Source organism: Marinobacter denitrificans, assembly GCF_008795955.1.
Classification (GTDB): Bacteria; Pseudomonadota; Gammaproteobacteria; order Pseudomonadales; family Oleiphilaceae; genus Marinobacter; species Marinobacter denitrificans.
In genome coordinates this window covers 24,231-41,272 of sequence record NZ_VMHN01000004.1, presented here as the reverse complement: position 1 = coordinate 41,272, position 17,042 = coordinate 24,231, and the positions used below count along the sequence as shown (strand labels likewise).

Genomic DNA, 17,042 nt, shown 5'->3' with positions numbered 1-17,042 from the left:
ACTGAATGAGCAAAACCCCCGTTTCTTCCGGTGGGCGTTCCGTGGGAACCGTTGCCATGCGCTGGCATGGAGGCAGTCTTGAGCTGCTGGATCAGCGCCTGTTGCCGGATCAGGAGCACTGGATTACGGTGGAGGGAGCCTCCGGTGTGGCCCAGTGTATCCAGGACATGGTGGTGCGCGGTGCTCCTGCTATTGGCATCAGTGCGGCTTATGGAGTGGCCCTCGCCGCCCGCCACGCCGGTGGTGGTGACTGGAAAGCCGAGATCAAGCAGGCGATACGGGAGTTGGCAGCCTCCCGACCGACGGCGGTAAATCTGTTCTGGGCACTTCAGGAGATGGAGCGCGAATTCGCCGCTTGCCATTCCCTGTATGAAGCCGTCAAACGTCTTGCCGCAACCGCTGTTCGCATTCATGAGGACGACCTGGCCGCCAATCTCACCATGGCGGATTACGCTCTGGAGCATATGGCTGCCCACAAACCATTCTCTGTGCTTACTCACTGCAATACCGGGGCCCTGGCGACCGGGGGGTATGGAACTGCGCTGGGCGTAATCCGCCGACTTCATGAAGCAAAGTTGCTCAAGGAGGTGTTTGCGGACGAGACCCGCCCCTGGCTTCAGGGCAGCAGGCTCACTGCCTGGGAGCTGTCGCGGGACGGTATTCCTGTCACGCTGAATGCCGATGGCGCGGCTGCAGCGATTATGGCCGCCGGTAAGGTGCGCTGGGTGATTGTCGGTGCCGATCGCATTACCGCCAATGGGGACGTCGCCAACAAGATTGGTACCTACAGCCTCGCTGTACTGGCTCGCCATCACAAGGTCGGATTCATGGTGGTGGCGCCTTCCAGCACCGTGGATATGTCACTGGAGACCGGCAAGGATATCCCTATTGAAGAAAGGGAGGGTTCGGAGCTGAGGCAGATAAGAGGAATGGCCATTGCACCGGCCGGTGTGAAAGTATTCAACCCGGTATTTGATGTCACTCCTGCGAGTCTGATCGACGTAATCGTGACGGAGAAAGGGGTTGTCAGCACGCCGAATGTGACCGGAATGAAGACGTTATTCCGCTGAGTTGTCCTTTTTCGCCCGTAACTGCGCCATTTCCTTTTCCTGCTCTTCGATGAAATGCAGCGACATCTCGAAGCTTTGGCGAGTGAACTCCAGGACTTTCTGGAACCCCTCGTCAGAGAGGGTACGGGCATCGTCGTGGCTGCGGAAAATATTGATGAACTGACGTTCCCGCTCAAACTGCAGTGGCAGACGGCCGACGCCCCAATCGTTCAGAATGCGCCAGACTTCCGGGTTGTAATTGCGGGTGGTGCGAAGAATGAACGGAATGGGATCGTTGCGGGCTATCAGGGCTGCCAGGCGGAGTATCAGCTCAAAGGACAGGGTGGTGGTGCCGTTCTCGATAGCTTCCAGAACTGATTTGTCCTTCAGGTTCAGGGCTTCGCTCATTTCCGACAGGGTGAGCCCAGCTACTTCACGGATGTCCTTGAGGGATTTTCCTGCTACCAGCATCATGCGCAGTTGGTCCTGAGAATTCATCAGCGCGCGGCCAACTCTCAGGGAGGTATCGGTAGACCTTGCGGCAAAACGAAGGGCCGAGCCGGTAAAACCGGCAATGCGATCAACGAGGGACTCTGATTCCTTGCTCTCCCCGGGACTTGATGAGCCCTGGACCTGTTCAACCTCTTCCATGGACCTCATGGCATGCATGGCGTCCATCAGCATGCCTTCCAGCAGGCGGGCCCTGTTCCGGTCTTCTTCCTTGTCAGCCATGGCTAACGCCCGTTAACGGAGGAATTGATGCCGCTCAGCGTGCCTGGGCCTGAGCGGTTATCTGCTTGGGGTCCAGGATAGAGGCCATGCGCTGATCGAGCTCCAGCATGTCGGCCATGATGTTGCCACCCTCATGAACGATAAAATCCATTTCCTCGTCGGTGGCGTCCAGATCTGCGGCCTGTTGGTCCTGCCAGTCATCCAGTTCTTCGAGGCTGTCGAAGGGGTCGCCGCCATGAATCTCGCGGCGGGCATTGGCTATGCTGAGACGCGTGCGCTCGATCTGTGACTGATGTTCCTTGCGAGAATCGATGTTGAGGCTGACAGAGGTCTGCTCCCGCTGCTGTTTGAGGAACTCGATCTCTTTCTGCAGCAGCTGGAATTCCGGATGGTCTTCAAATCGGTTGTCGTGGCGTGTACGTAGCTCGTCAATCACGCTGCTGAAGTCAAAGTAGCGGGTGTGAGGCACGGCTTCGATCTGATCCCAGGGCAGGGCATGGTCGAGAGCATCTTCACCGATGCGGGTCTTGTCGACCCGGGAGGGGATCTCGATATCGGGAATCACGCCCTTGTGTTGTGTTGAGCCGCCAGAAACCCTGTAGAACTTGCTCTGGGTGATCTTCAACTGGCCATGGTTCAGCGGGCGTACAGCCTGCACGGTGCCCTTGCCAAAGGTTTGTGACCCTACCACCAGGCCCCGGCCATAATCCTGAATGGCGCCTGCAAAGATCTCTGATGCCGAAGCACTCATGCGATTGACCAGAACCACCAGCGGGCCATCGTAGGAAACCGACGGGTCCTCGTCGTTCAGTACCTGCACGTCGTTATTGGAGTTGCGGATCTGCACTGTGGGGCCCTTCTCGATAAACAGGCCTACCAGGTCGTTGGCTTCGTGAAGAGCACCGCCGCCATTGTTGCGGAGGTCCATTACCACTCCATCGATGCCCTCGGCCTTGAGCTCGTCGATCAGTTTGCGAACATCACGGGTGGTGCTCTTGTAGTTCGGATCACCGTTCTGCATCGCCTTGAAGTCAGCGTAGAAAGTGGGAATGTGGATGACGCCGATGCGGAAAGTATCGTCGCCCCGCTCAAATTCGATCACTTCCTTGCTGGCGCTCTGCTCCTCCAGCTTCACTTTATCGCGCTTGATGGCAATGGTTTCGGTCACGGTTTCGTCGGCGGCATCGGCCGGAATGACTTCCAGTGTAACGGTGGATTCCCGCGGACCCCGAATAAGGTCCACCACTTCGTCAAGGCGCCAGCCAATCACGTTAACCACTTTGTCTTCATCTTCCTGGCGCACCGACACAATGCGGTCGGCCGGTTCCAGTTGCCCCTGCTTGGCCGCCGGCCCGCCTGGCACCAGGCGCACCACTTTGGTGTATTCATTGTCCGACTGCAGCACAGCCCCGATGCCTTCCAGGGAGAGGCTCATGTTGATGTTGAAGTTCTCGGAGGTGCGCGGGGAGAAGTAGGAGGTATGCGGGTCCCACATGCCGGCAAAGGCGTTCATATAAGCCTGGAAGGCGTCTTCGCTGCGGGCCTGGTAGGCTCGCTTTAACTGGCCTTCGTACCGGCGGCGAAGAGCTTCTTCGATACTTTCATCCTCGGTGCCATTGAGGCGCTGGGCGAGTACCGCGTTCTTGATTCTCTTGACCCACAGGGCGTCCAGCGCTTCCTCGTCGGCTTCCCAGCTGGCTTCGGATCGATCCAGCAGGATGCTTTCTTCGGCCTCGAAGTCGAGCTTGTCGATACCTTCATCAATAACGGCTAGGGCGAATTCCAGACGTTGGATAATTCGTTGCTGCACCAGGTTGTAGATGTCGAACCCGGGCTGAAGCTGGCCGGTTTTCAGGGCCGAGCCAAGCCCCAGGCGTACGGCATTGAAGTTCTCGATGTCCTTTTGGGTCAGGTAGATGCGTTGACCATCGAGGTATTCCAGGTAGGCATCGAATACGTCCCCGGAAAGGGAGTCGTTGATGCTCATATCGCGGAAATGGGTAAACTGCAATTGCCGGGCGATGAGGATATTCGCCCTGGCTTGTTCTACCGAAGGGGAGACGGGTTCGTAGACCTTGTCGGTATCCACTTTGGCTGATACAGGCAGCGCGAGTGCCAGCGCCAGCGTCAGGATGGCTGCCTGTTTGCCGGCTTTGCCGGAGTTGCTGCAACGGTTGAAAAATCGTTCCGCGATGCTCATAAGCTTGTGTACCTGACGGTGGTTGGCGATATAAAGGTCAGCGGAAAGGGCTTTAGTGCAGCGACCGCTGGTGAAGGCCATACGCATTCTGGATATCGCCGGATTGGCTCATGATTTTATTGTAGGCAAGCGCAGGTGCGGTTGCCATAGCGTTGAAGTATCGGTTCGTGACAATCTGTCCATGAAGTGGGCAGGTACGTAAGCGGGAAAACGCACCAGTCGGTCGGGAAGCCTTGCCGGAGTAATCAGGGCTCCGGCAAGGAAGGGCGGGTGTTAGCTGAAGGTTGTGTTGGTTTCGGCTTTTTCCAGCAACAGCGCCGGCGGGGAGAAGCGGTCACCAAAACGCTCCGCGAGATTTTTTGCCCGTTCTGCGAAGGCTCTCACACCGTATTGATTGATGAACTGAATGGCACCGCCGGTCCAGGGGGCAAAGCCAATCCCGAAAATGCTGCCGATATTGGCGTCTTCAACAGTGCGCAACACACCTTCCTCCAGACAGCGCACGGTTTCGATAGCCTGAATGAACAGTATGCGGTCTTTCAGATCCTGCAATCCGGTTGCCCGGGCCTTTTCCTGATCCACAAACAGTGTTTCCAACTCCGGCCACAGGTATTTCCTGCCGGATTCTGGATATTCGTAGAATCCGGCGCCCGCGGCCTTACCCTTGCGGTTATGGCTTGTAACCATCTGGTCGATCACCGCCTCTGCGGGGTGGGCATTCCAGGTTTTACCGGCTGCTTCCGTGTCTTTCCTGCTCTGGTCACGGATGTGCTGCATCAGCGTCATACTGACCTCGTCGGAAATGGCCAGCGGGCCCACCGGCATTCCGGCCAGCACACCGGCGTTCTCGATACTGGCCGGGTGAATGCCCTCACCAAGCATCGCGATGCCTTCGTTGACAAAGGTACCGAACACGCGGGAGGTGAAAAAGCCGCGGCTGTCGTTCACTACGATAGGGATCTTGCCGATCTGCTGCACGTAATCAAAGGCCCGGGCCAGCGTGTCATCCGAGGTTTTGGCCCCCACGATGATTTCCACCAGCTGCATCTTGTCCACGGGGGAGAAAAAGTGCAGGCCAATGAAGTTGTCCGGTGCGGCTGAAGCTTCCGCCAGTTGCGTGATGGGAATGGTGGAGGTGTTTGATGCAAATATGCCGTTCTTGACCAACCTGGCTTCCGCTTCCTGAGTCACTTTCGCTTTCAGCTCGCTGTCCTCGAAAACGGCTTCGATGACGAGATCGCAACCTTCAAGGTCCGCGGCGGAGCCGGTGGCCATGATACGGTTCAGTATCTCGGTTTTCTGCTCTTCGGTCATGCGCCCGCGGCTGACTTTCTTCGCCAGCAGTTTTTCCGAATAGGCTTTGCCTTTCTCGGCATTCTCAGTGGACACATCCTTGAGCACCACCTCGATGCCCCGTGTTGCTGTGGAATAGGCAATGCCTGCGCCCATCATGCCGGCACCCAGCACACCTACCTTACGGAAGGTTTCCTTGTTCACGCCTTCAGGCCGGCTTTCACCCGCATTGACGGCATTGAGCTGGAACCAGAAGGTGCCGGTCATGTTCTTGGCCACCTGGCCGGTGACCAGTTCAGCGAAATAGCGGGTCTCGATCAGGCTGCCATTGTCGAAATCCACCTGGGCGCCTTCCACGGCTGCGGCCAAGATGCGTTCCGGTGCCGGGTAGCAGCCTTTGGTCTTCTGTTTGAGCATGGCCGGCGCAATGGCGAGTTTCTGGGCCATGGCCGGGTGATGGGGGGCGCCGCCGGGGAATTTGAAGCCTTTCTGATCCCACGGTTGCTGGCTTTTCGGGTTGGCTTCGATAAAGGCCCGGGCTTTGCCCATCATATCGTCCATGGACGAGGCCAGTTCATCGACTATGCCAGCCTTGAAGGCCGCTTTCGGGCTCACTTTCTTGCCTTCCATCAGGTAGGGGAAAGCCGCTTCCAGGCCAATCATCCGGGGTAGGCGCTGGGTGCCGCCACCGCCAGGCAAAAGCCCGAGAGTCACCTCCGGCAGGCCCAACTGGATCTTGTCATCGTCCATCACCACCCTGTGATGGCAGGCCAGGCAGATTTCCAGGCCGCCACCCAGTGCGGAGCCATTAATGGCTGCAACAGTCGGCTTGCCACTGGTTTCCAGGGTCCGCATCTCAGCTTTGAGGCTGTTGACCATGTCCTCGAAGGCCATGGCGTCTTCCCGGGTAACCTTGTAAAGTTCTTTCAGGTCGCCGCCGGCAAAAAACGTTTTCTTCGCGGACGTAATAATGATGCCGCGAATGTTGTCCAGGTCGTTTTTGACCTTGCCCACTGTTTCGGTAAGGCCCGTGCGGAAGTCGGCGTTCATGGTGTTGGCGGACTGGCCCGGCATGTCGATGGTCAGGGTCAGGATCTGGTCTGAACCCAGGTCGTAGTGAATGGCACTCATAATCGGTTCTCCTCTCAGAATCAGTGGTCGGCTCAGACGCGCTCAATGATGGTGGCAATGCCCATTCCGCCGCCCACACACAGGGTGGCCAGGCCGTAGCGCAGTTCTCTCCGCTCCAGTTCATCGAGCAGGGTGCCCAGGATCATGGCGCCAGTGGCACCCAGAGGGTGTCCCATGGCAATGGCGCCGCCGTTCACGTTCACCTTCTCGTCGGGAACCGACAGTTCTTTCTGAAAACGCATGACCACCGAGGCAAAGGCTTCGTTGACTTCAAACAGGTCGATCTGGTCCGCCGTCATGCCAGCTTTCTCTAGCGCCTTGCGGGCCGCTGGCGCAGGTCCGGTCAGCATGATGGTGGGGTCGGTGCTGGTGACAGCCGTCGCCAGGATGCGGGCGCGGGGTTTGAGTCCCAGGGCCTTACCCTTGGCTTCGCTGCCGATCAGCATGGCGGTAGCGCCGTCCACAATGCCGGAGGAGTTACCAGCGTGGTGGACGTGGTTGATCTTCTCCACGTAGTGGTATTTTTCCCGGGCAACGCCGTCAAAGCCCATTTCGCCCATCATCTGGAACGAAGGCTTGAGGCTGGACAGGGATTCCACGGTGGTATTTCCGCGAACATGCTCGTCGCGATCCAGAATCATCACCCCATTCTGATCGGTGATGGGAATGATGGACCTGGAGAAGTAGCCTTTTTCCCAGGCGTTGGCCGCTTTTTGCTGGGATTTCACGGCAAAGCCGTCCACGTCTTCCCGGCTGAAGCCCTCCAGCGTGGCGATCAGGTCCGCGCCGATACCCTGGGGCATGAAGCCGGTGTGCAGGTTGGTGGCGGGGTCGGTTGCCCAGGCGCCACCGTCGGAACCCATGGGTACCCGCGACATGGCCTCAACACCCCCGGCAACCACCAGGTCTTCCCAGCCCGAACGGACTTTCATGGCCGCCAGGTTTACAGCTTCAAGGCCAGAGGCGCAGAATCGGTTGAGAGTAACGCCTGCCACCACTTCGTCCCAGTCTGCTGCAAGAGCAGCGGTTTTGGCGATATCCGCCCCCTGGTCGCCCACTGCGGTCACACAGCCCATAACGATGTCGTCAACCTGGGCAGTGTCCAGGCTGTTTCTCTCCTGCAGGGCTTTGAGCACCGTGGTCAGCAGTGTGATGGGTTTGACGCTGTGCAGGGAACCGTCTTTCTTGCCGCGCCCCCGTGGGGTGCGAACGGCATCGAAGATATAGGCTTCGGTGGTCATTTCCTGTCCTCTGTTGGTCTTTGGCTCGGGAATCGAATCTCAAAAAACTAACCATAGCGGTTTGCCGCCCCGATGCGTAATGACGTGCGCTGCCAATCCCATTGGCGAAACTGCTCACGCTGATCATGACATTTGCTGCCCGGGGATCTATGTTATAGACAGGTACGTGTATCAAAAGCAGGAGTTGCGAGATGTCCCTGAGAGACGCCATTGATAACTTTTATGAGCCGCTGGTTGCTGAAGCCATTGATGAAACCAGGGAAGAGGGGGACAACCAGGACTTTCTGGCCGATGTGATGTGCGTGGCTCTGAACCGCTTACCCGCAAAATATTATCGCCACAGCATCGATATGATGTTCTATCTTGCCGATGGCGAACTCGAAGCCATGAAGAAAAACTCCCTGTCCGCCGTACAGCAGGCCAGGGAGTTTGTCAGGGCCCATCAGCGGGACGACTGACCTTCACGCCCCAGAACCGCTTCCAGTGCCCGGCCAAGTCGCTGGGCCAGGGGCTCGCTTACCGCCTCCACTGGCTGCGCCAGGCACCAGTTTGCGACCAGCATCTCAAGTTGCTGTGACTTGTCCTGATCGCTGGCCGCGTTACCCATCCCTTCCGCAAGTCGCTGTACCTGGATTTCCATACGGCGGCCCTGGTCTTCGTCAGGGGAGGGAACCTCAGCCAGTATCTCTGCCCGGATAACGAGCTCTTCCGGGCCCGGCTGTCCGACTTTTGCAGCCAGTTGCGCCCAGTGGCCGGGCAAGGCATCGCTGTTGAGGGTACTGGTGCTTCTCGCCATGATCCAGTGCGTCCAGGTTTCAATCTGCTCCTGCAACTTGCGGCTGGAGGCCAGCGCGGAAAGTCGGCTACGTTCGTTGTGGACCTGCTCCCGGGCACCAGCTGACAAAGGTTCACTCTTCAGGGCGTTCAGTTCCGTCAGGCTTGTCTGCAGGGTCTCCACGCTGGCGTCGGCGCCGAGAGATTTGCAGGCGACAAGTACCGGTTCTGCCTTTTCGTCCGCTTCACGGGAGAGCTGTTCCTGTTCATTTTTATGGGCATCACGGCGCGCAAAAATCTGGTCGCAGGCCTTGCGGAACGCCTGCCACAGCTTCCTGTCTTCGCGGTGGCGGGTGATGCCGATGCTGGTCCACTCGCCCTGCAGGGATTTAGCCTGGTTCATGGCGTCAGCAAGAGGCTCGTGGTCAATAAGGGCCTCCGCCCGTTCCACAATTCCCTGTTTCAGCGCTTCGTTTTTCTTGCGTTCTTCATCCAGGGGCTCCTCGAGTTGTTTGAGAAGGTCGTCGAATTGCTTCTGTACCTGCCGGTTGTCGCGGAATTCTACCGGCCATGCGGCTTTCCACTCTTCCCGGGCAGTCTGATGGATTCGCTCGGCAGCTTTCCAGTCGATGGTTTGCCAGTCAGCGTTGTCGAGGAAGGTGCGGAGCTGCTCACAGATTGTTTTCCGGGTTTGCAGGTTTGCTTTTTTCAGCCCGGACTTTGCAGAAAAATAGACCTTACAGGGTTCATAGGCCAGGTCAGAGGCCTGTTTGAATCGTGACCACAGGTCGCGGTCCGATGAGCCGCCAAGGTCACGCCATTCGTTCTGCAGTTCCTTGATGCGTTCAGCTTTGGCTTCCGGTTCCATGGGCTGGTCTGCCAGGTATTCCATCTGTTCGCACAGGGACACCTGTTTCGGGCGGGTGGCAAACCCCTGCCAATCGGTCAGTTCACGAAGCTGTCCCCCCAGCAGGTGAATTCTGGGCTGCAGGGATTTACTGTGACGGTGGTCCAGACTTTTCAGTTGCTGTTGCGCGGCTTTGAAGTGCTGGCGGGATTCTTTCAGTTGCCTGGCTTCCAGGGCCGCGTCCAGCTTGTCCAGGGTCTGTCGCACTGAGTCGGCCAGTTGCTTTTGTTCGTCGGTGTCCGGCTTTTCCATTTTTGCTGGGCGGGGCTTGCCGGTGATGCGGTAGAGAGCGTCGAGCAGCGAGGGGCGCCGGAAGTCCTTTGGCCACTCAACCGCGTCGAGTATTTCCCTCGCCTTCTGGGTGCCTGTCTCTTCTTCTGGCTCGCCTTCGGCAGGGTTCTGCAGCGCGGTAATCTCATCTTTGTGCTGGCCGAGGCGTTTGACAGCGGCTATGTAGGCCCGCAGCGACTGCATCAGGTTTTCATAGGCCTTTTGTTCCTGCTTGTCGACCGGAGTCTCCCGGGTGGCTTCCAGCCAGCGGTTTTCCTGGGTTTTCTGCAGTGCATCAAGAGAGGCAAGGGACGGTTCAAGGTCCGGATCCTGCTGTTTCAGTTCGTCCAGGGTATTTTCGAGAAGGGCGAGGGTTTCCGCCCGCTGGCTGCGCTGTTCCTGCTGCTGCCTGAGTTGATCTTTTTCTGCCTGCATCAGGCCGAGGCGTTCACGGATCTGGTGCACTGCCTGGAGGAAGTCGGTGGTCTGTTCCTGGGAAGCCCGGGATTCCACTTCTGCCCATTTCTGCAACAATGCTTCAAGCCGGGCTTCGTACAGTTTTGTGTCGTCACTGCGGGCCTGATCGGTAGCGTTGCGTACCAGCGTCTGTATGGCTTCAGCCTGCTGGCGCTGTTGCTCCTCTTTATCACGGATATGCTGGAGCTTCTGGCGTACCGCCTGATAAACCCCCTTGTCCTTTCCCTTGGCAAGCTTCTGTACCCGTTGCAGGGCTGCTTTATCGGCCAGGGCTTCCGCTGCTTCAATACGGATGCCGGAGGTCATGCCGCTGGTTGCCAGTTCTTCAAGTTGGCTGGCGGAAGGAGCGGACTTCAGAATCTCGACTTGCTGCTCACGCTTGTCATCCTGCCTGTTTACCTTTTCCAGATCTTCAGGCGTTGGTTCCCGTCGACTCGCCGCAGGGGTAGGTGTCGTCGCCTTGCGAGTTCTGAACAGTTTCTGGATGAATGCAGCCATGGGGGTATCCTTTGATATTGAAACCAGTTCCCGGTGCCGGCAAAGTAAGCCTGCACCGACCATCGGCTTTATCCGGTGTTACGGATGCCGGGTACGATTATCGAGTGGGGTAGCCATTCGGGGCACTAGTCTAGCGTTTTGTCGGCATTTGCGGGAAGAGTCAGAATGGGAAAAGCATCAAATCAGGACGACCAGGATTACAAGGCCCGCTCGGCCGCGTTGCGGCTGTTGGCCCGCAGGGAGCATAGCCGTCTTGAGTTGTCCCTCAAACTCAGGCAGAGAAAAATTGAATCCGACATTATCGAGCGGGTTCTGGATGACTACGAAGCCGAAGGCTGGCTGAGCGATGAGCGGTTTGCCGATGTCTATGCGCGCCAGAGGATAGACCTTGGTTACGGGCCACTCAGGATTCTGGCGGAGCTTCAGCAGCGCGGTGTTTATACCTCTCCCGGCTGTGTCCGTGATATGACCGATTCCGACTGGACTGAGCGGGCCGTACTGCTGCGGGAAAAGCGTTTTGGTCTGGGCGATATCAGTGAAGACTGGGATGAAAAGGTCCGCCAGGGGCGATTTCTGGCCAGAAGAGGATTCGCTTCTGACCAAGTGGAGTCAGCGCTTGAGCGGCGGCTATAGCGTAGGGGGAACGAAGCCGAGTTCACTCGGCAGGCTCGCCCGGGTTTCCTGGCCAGACGGAATGCCACCGGGCCGGATAATTTTTTCCATGCCTTCAAGGTCTTTGAACCAGGGTTCCTGCGGGGTCTCGGCAACTTTCGTGGGCTCTGTCATCCAGGCCAGAACGTCGTAATAGCGCCGGATATTCTGCACGTAGATAACCGGTTCGTGGCCACGGGCGTAGCCAAAACGGGTTTTGGAATACCATTCTTTCTGAGTCAGTAGCGGTAGAAATTCCTTGACGTCCATCCAGCGGTCAGGGTTCTTTCCGGCGTCCTCGGTCAGCCTGCGGGCGTCTTCCACATGGCCCCAGCCAACGTTGTATGAAGCCAGTGCAAACCAGGTGCGGTCCGGCTCCTGGATACGCTCGGGAACCTTACGATGAACCATGGTGAAATACTTGGCCCCGCCCTGAATGCTCTGCTCCACATCAAGCCGGTTCTTTATACCGATATGGTTGGCGGTTGTACGGGTCAACATCATCAGTCCGCGCACGCCGGTGGGAGAGACGGCATTTGGCCGCCAATGGGATTCCTGGTAGCCGATAGCGGCCAGCAGGCGCCAGTCCAGCTCGTAGGTAGTCGCATAATCCCGAAACAGGGGTTCATACTTCGGCAGGCGGTTTTCCACATGGTGGACAAAGGTCCGCGCACCGACATAATTGAGGCGGTCCAGGTGGCCGTAAAAACGCTCAGCTATCTGGGCCAGGGCGCCGCTTTCTCTCAGCTCGCCGATGAACTCCCGGGCGGCCACGGCAAGGGTCTGGTCCTGTTCTCCGGGAAACAGCCACAAAAGGTCTTCAGGCTCGCCCAGACTGAACGCGCTTTTGACCATGGGGAAGAAGACGTGATTGAGGTCAAGCTCGTTGGAGGAGACGATGGCCAGCGAGTATTCTCCCGACTCAACCCGGGCCAGTATGCCGGCCGCGTCCAGACCGGAGTGAACCTCCCACTGCAGGCCTTTGTGCTCCGACTGCAGTTGCGCCAGCTGGTGTTCATGGTTGCTGTCTGCAACGAGGTGGAGAACCTGTCCTTCCAGGTCTTTTACGGACTCGGGGCGGTCTGTGTCGCGGTTGTACACCACTACGGACTCTGCCTCCACGCCATTGGAGACCGTGTGATACCGCCCTGGAAAATCCGGGCGGACGGAAAGGCCGGCCAGCCCGATGTGGGCGTAGTCCTGGTCGATCACAGAGAGCACACCGGTGTTGTCGTCAGCTACCCGCACCTTGAGTTCTACGCCCAGATCATTGGCAAATAGCCGGGCCAGCTCGTAGTCATAGCCGGTGGGGCCGTCGCGACCTTCATAGTACACAGAAGGTGCGTTACGGGTTATCACGTGCAGAACACCCTCCGAGCGAATCTCCTGGAGAGTGCTGGGCCTGGAGCACCCGGCAGCGACGAGGGCAATAGCCAGCAGGCAAATATACCTTGCCATGGTGGAGCCTGTCGGTTGGCGTTTTATTTTCTGCAAATTCTGAACTCCCTGTCCTGGCCTTAATAATCCCCGGTCGGAGGGTGCCGGTCAATGGAGGTGATCATTTTATATGCAAAACAATGTGAAATGCATGGCACAGGTTATGACCTTTTGACGCTGTATCCCGAACCCCGTTTCGAGTATCATTGCGGCCTTTCAAATGGCCAGCATTTTCCTGTTACCGGACCTCCCGGGGAACAGGAGGCGTGCCCCGGCTCCCAGTTTCGCGCGTACAGGTTTTGATCATGCTTGAACTTCGCGGCGCTCCTGCGCTTTCGCCCTTTCGCTCCCGCAAGCTGCATACCCGCATTCAGGATATCGTTCCCGAGGTGGATCATGTGTATGCAGAGTTCATGCATTTCACAGACCTTGAGTCGCCACTTTCCGAATCGGACCAGGCGGTACTTGACCGGTTACTGACCTACGGCCCCAGTGTTCCTGCCGAAGAACCTGACGGAGTACTTTTTCTGGTGGTTCCGCGGCCCGGCACCCTGTCGCCCTGGTCCAGCAAGGCGACGGATATAGCGCGCAACTGCGGATTAAAGCAGATCCGGCGAATCGAACGGGGTACGGCCTACTATATAAAGGCCAGTCGTAAACTGGGGCTGGCGCAGAGAGAAAAGATTGCGGCGCTGCTTCACGACCGCATGACCCAGAAGGTGTTTCACGAGATGGGCGGGGCAGAGTTGTTGTTCCACACCGATGAGCCCCGCACTCTCAACCGCATCCCGGTGCTTTCCGGCGGACGCGAGGCTCTGGTGGACGCCAACCGTTCACTTGGCCTGGCACTGGCGGAAGACGAAATTGATTACCTGGTCGCGTCTTTTTCGGACCTTGAGCGGGATCCCACCGACGTTGAACTGATGATGTTCGCCCAGGCCAACTCGGAGCACTGTCGCCATAAGATATTTAACGCCTCCTGGGATATTGACGGTGAAGGGCAGGATAAATCCCTGTTCGCCATGATCCGCAATACTTTCGAAATGAACAGCGAAGGCGTGCTGTCGGCCTACAAGGACAACGCGTCCGTGATCGCCGGCAGCCGCGGCGGCCGTTTCTTCCCGGAACCGGAAACCGGTGTTTATCGTTACCACGAAGAAGACATCCACATTCTGATGAAGGTGGAAACCCATAACCACCCCACAGCCATAGCTCCGGCGGCTGGTGCCGCCACGGGCTCCGGTGGGGAAATTCGCGACGAGGGAGCCACCGGTCGTGGTTCCAAGCCAAAGGCCGGGCTGACGGGTTTTACGGTTTCCAACCTGAACCTGCCGGATGACCCCCAACCCTGGGAACTGGATTACGGCAAGCCGGACAGGATTGCGTCACCACTGGATATCATGATTGAAGGCCCCATTGGCGGGGCGGCTTTCAATAACGAATTCGGGCGCCCGAACCTGACCGGTTATTTCCGTACGTTCGAGGAGCTGGTGCCGGGTGCCGGTGGCGAGGAAGTCCGCGGCTATCACAAGCCCATCATGATTGCGGGCGGTCTGGGTAACATTCGTGCCAGCCATGTAGAAAAAGGCAATATTCCTGTCGGCGCCAAACTGATTGTGTTGGGCGGGCCGTCCATGCTGATCGGTCTCGGTGGCGGTGCAGCTTCCTCCATGGATTCCGGCTCCAGCAACGAAAATCTGGATTTTGCCTCGGTTCAGCGTGACAACCCCGAAATGGAACGTCGCTGTCAGGAGGTGATTGACCGCTGCTGGCAAATGGGTGACGACAACCCCATCTGTTTTATTCACGACGTTGGCGCAGGCGGGCTCTCTAATGCCATGCCCGAACTGGTGAAAGACGGCGGCCGTGGTGGCCGTTTTGAACTGCGGGACATTCCCAGTGACGAGCCTGGCATGTCGCCCCTGGAGATCTGGTGCAACGAATCCCAGGAACGTTACGTGATGGCCGTAGCGCCGGAGAACCTTGAGCAGTTCGATGCGCTTTGTCGCCGCGAGCGTTGCCCTTATGCGGTAATTGGGGAAGCGACCGAAACGCACCATCTTGAACTGGGTGATTCCTATTTCGACGACCGTCCGGTTGATCTGCCGATGGATGTTCTTTTCGGCAAGCCACCGCGTATGCACCGGAGCGTTTCCCGCTCCTCGTTTACCAAGCCCATTTTCGATTCCACAAAGATCGATCTTGAAGATGCCATCAACCGTGTTCTCCGACTGCCCTCAGTGGGTTCCAAGAGCTTTCTGATTACCATTGGTGATCGTACGATCACCGGCCTTGTAGCCCGGGATCAGATGGCGGGCCCCTGGCAGGTACCGGTCAGCGATGTGGCGGTTACGTCTTCATCGTTTGACGTGAAGTCCGGTGAGGCCATGGCAATGGGCGAGCGCACACCGGTCGCTGTCATTGACGCGCCAGCGTCCGGTCGCATGGCGGTTGGTGAAGTAATTACCAACCTGGCTGCAGCGCCGATCGCCAGGCTGTCGGACATCCGTTTGTCCGCCAACTGGATGGCCGCAGCGGGGCACCCCGGAGAGGACGAGAACCTCTACGAAACAGTACGTGCTGTGGGGATGGAGCTTTGTCCGGCGCTGGGCATCACCATCCCGGTGGGTAAGGACTCCATGTCCATGAAAACCGTGTGGGAAGAGGATAATGGCGAGCAGAAGAGCGTTACCTCACCTTTGTCGCTGATCATCAGTGGTTTCGCACCGGTGACAGACGTTGACCGAACCCTCACTCCGCAACTGGCTACAGATGCCGGCGACACGGACCTGATTCTGATTGATCTGGCGGCCGGCCAGAATCGCCTGGGTGGCTCTGCTCTGACGCAGGTTTACCGGCAAGTGGGCGCAGTGGCGCCTGATCTGGATGACCCGGAAGATATCAAGGCGTTTTTTGCGGTGATTCAGGGGCTGAATTCAGACGGCAAGTTGCTGGCCTATCATGACCGCTCGGATGGCGGTCTGTTTGTGACACTGGCGGAGATGAGCTTTGCCGCGCGCTCAGGTATTGATATCAAGCTGGATGGACTGGCGGAAGACTCATCCCAGTTCCCTCGTGAGCTTTTCAATGAGGAGCTGGGGGCGGTCATTCAGGTTCGGCGTGAAGAAACCGGCTTTGTACTGCAGCAGTTTTCGGCGGCGGGCCTTGGTGACCACACTTCCGTAATTGGTACGCTCAACCAGGATGACTGCATTCGCTATACCTTCGAAGGCAACGAGGTCATTGCCCGGCCGCGTGCCGCTTTGCAGCGGCTGTGGGCTGAAACCAGTTACCGCGTGCAGGCGCTTCGCGATAACGCCGACTGTGCCCGGGAAGAATTTGATAACCTTCTGGATGCTGATGATCCCGGTCTCCATGCCAGCCTGACCTTTGATGTCAGCGAGGATGTCTCCGCTCCCTATATCAACAAGGGCGCCCGGCCGAAGATTGCTGTTTTGCGGGAGCAGGGTGTCAACGGTCAGGTCGAAATGGCCGCAGCCTTTGACCGTGCGGGATTCGAATCTGTCGATGTTCACATGAGTGACCTGCTGTCGGGCAGGGCGTCTCTTGAAGTCTTCAACAGCCTGGCGGCCTGTGGCGGCTTCTCCTATGGCGATGTGCTTGGTGCAGGAGAGGGCTGGGCCAAGTCCATTCTGTTCAGTGATCGGGTTCGCGACCAGTTTGCCGCGTTCTTTAATCGCCAGGACACCCTGGCGCTGGGTGTCTGTAACGGCTGCCAGATGTTGTCCAATCTTCATGAGCTGATTCCCGGCAGTGAGGGTTGGCCCCGCTTCGTTCGTAATCAGTCGGAGCAGTTTGAAGCCAGGCTGGTGATGGCTGAGGTAACGCCGTCCCCCTCTGCCTTTATGGAGGGCATGGTAGGGTCCAGAATGCCCATAGCGGTTGCCCACGGCGAGGGGAAGGTGGAATTTGCCTCTGGCACGTCGGCGGAACAGCTCAGCGACAGCGAGCTTGTGGCCCTGCGCTATGTGGATAACCGGGGTGCCGTTACGACCCGCTATCCCTACAATCCGAATGGCTCGGAAGCAGGCATTACTGGTGTGACTACCAGGGACGGCCGGGTCACCATAATGATGCCGCATCCTGAGCGGGTTTTCCGCACCTCTCAGCTCTCGTGGCATCCGAAGGAGTGGGCAGAAGATGCACCATGGATGCGCATGTTCCGCAACGCGAGGCGCTGGTTCGAATAAGCTCTGACAGAGGCTGAAAAAGCCGGCCCGGATACACCTTTAAGGTGACTGATCCAGGGCCGGCTTTTTTTATTTCCGAACCTTGAGAATGCGACGGTTTTCAAGGGAAATTTTTGTTTATAAGTGCGAAAATCCCCTTGACTAAAATACTTTATGCACATTCCGGGTACC

The 17,042-nt window shown here is 57.8% G+C and carries 10 protein-coding genes; 4 read left to right on the top strand and 6 right to left on the bottom strand.

Annotated features, from left to right (window positions below; genetic code table 11):
• Nucleotides 1–5: 5 nt before the first annotated feature.
• A complete protein-coding gene (gene mtnA / locus FO268_RS13675; RefSeq protein ID WP_150993893.1) occupies nt 6–1,070 on the top strand; it encodes an S-methyl-5-thioribose-1-phosphate isomerase in 1,065 nt (354 codons plus the stop codon).
• On the opposite strand, the gene FO268_RS13670 is transcribed toward mtnA, so the two are convergent.
• The 4 genes from FO268_RS13670 to FO268_RS13655 all read right to left on the bottom strand — a co-directional run bounded on the left by FO268_RS13670 (nt 1,059) and on the right by FO268_RS13655 (nt 7,646).
• Nucleotides 1,059–1,781: a helix-turn-helix domain-containing protein gene (locus FO268_RS13670; RefSeq protein WP_150993892.1), complete on the bottom strand. Its 723-nt coding sequence runs from the start codon at nt 1,779–1,781 to the stop codon at nt 1,059–1,061. The genes mtnA and FO268_RS13670 overlap by 12 nt on opposite strands.
• Before the next feature lie 34 nt (nt 1,782–1,815).
• Complete coding sequence (locus FO268_RS13665) at nt 1,816–3,981, bottom strand: carboxy terminal-processing peptidase (RefSeq protein WP_150994053.1); 2,166 nt, start codon at nt 3,979–3,981, stop codon at nt 1,816–1,818.
• A 273-nt stretch (nt 3,982–4,254) separates the two neighbouring features.
• The gene (locus FO268_RS13660; RefSeq protein WP_150993891.1) at nt 4,255–6,405 is read right to left on the bottom strand and encodes a 3-hydroxyacyl-CoA dehydrogenase NAD-binding domain-containing protein; all 2,151 of its coding nucleotides are present in this window, start codon (nt 6,403–6,405) and stop codon (nt 4,255–4,257) included.
• A gap of 32 nt (nt 6,406–6,437) precedes the next feature.
• Nucleotides 6,438–7,646 (bottom strand): acetyl-CoA C-acetyltransferase, encoded by a 1,209-nt coding sequence (locus FO268_RS13655; protein ID WP_150993890.1) that lies wholly within the window; start codon nt 7,644–7,646, stop codon nt 6,438–6,440.
• 191 nt (nt 7,647–7,837) lie between these two features.
• Between FO268_RS13655 and FO268_RS13650 the strand changes: the two genes are divergently transcribed.
• On the top strand, nt 7,838–8,104 hold the full coding sequence (locus FO268_RS13650) for a late competence development ComFB family protein (RefSeq protein WP_150993889.1): 267 nt from the start codon (nt 7,838–7,840) through the stop codon (nt 8,102–8,104).
• Here the strand turns inward: FO268_RS13650 and FO268_RS13645 are convergent.
• Nucleotides 8,089–10,572: a DUF349 domain-containing protein gene (locus FO268_RS13645; protein WP_150993888.1), complete on the bottom strand. Its 2,484-nt coding sequence runs from the start codon at nt 10,570–10,572 to the stop codon at nt 8,089–8,091. The genes FO268_RS13650 and FO268_RS13645 overlap by 16 nt on opposite strands.
• Before the next feature lie 165 nt (nt 10,573–10,737).
• Here FO268_RS13645 and FO268_RS13640 point away from each other — a divergent pair, with 165 nt between their 5' ends.
• Complete coding sequence (locus FO268_RS13640) at nt 10,738–11,205, top strand: regulatory protein RecX (RefSeq protein ID WP_150993887.1); 468 nt, start codon at nt 10,738–10,740, stop codon at nt 11,203–11,205.
• Here the strand turns inward: FO268_RS13640 and mltF are convergent.
• On the bottom strand, nt 11,200–12,681 hold the full coding sequence (gene mltF, locus FO268_RS13635; protein ID WP_150993886.1) for a membrane-bound lytic murein transglycosylase MltF: 1,482 nt from the start codon (nt 12,679–12,681) through the stop codon (nt 11,200–11,202). The two genes, FO268_RS13640 and mltF, sit on opposite strands and share 6 nt — an antisense overlap.
• Nucleotides 12,682–12,965: 284 nt before the next feature.
• On the opposite strand from mltF, the gene purL reads away from it, so the two are divergent.
• Nucleotides 12,966–16,871, top strand: coding sequence for a phosphoribosylformylglycinamidine synthase (purL, locus tag FO268_RS13630; RefSeq protein WP_150993885.1), 3,906 nt, complete (start codon nt 12,966–12,968; stop codon nt 16,869–16,871).
• Nucleotides 16,872–17,042: the final 171 nt, after the last annotated feature.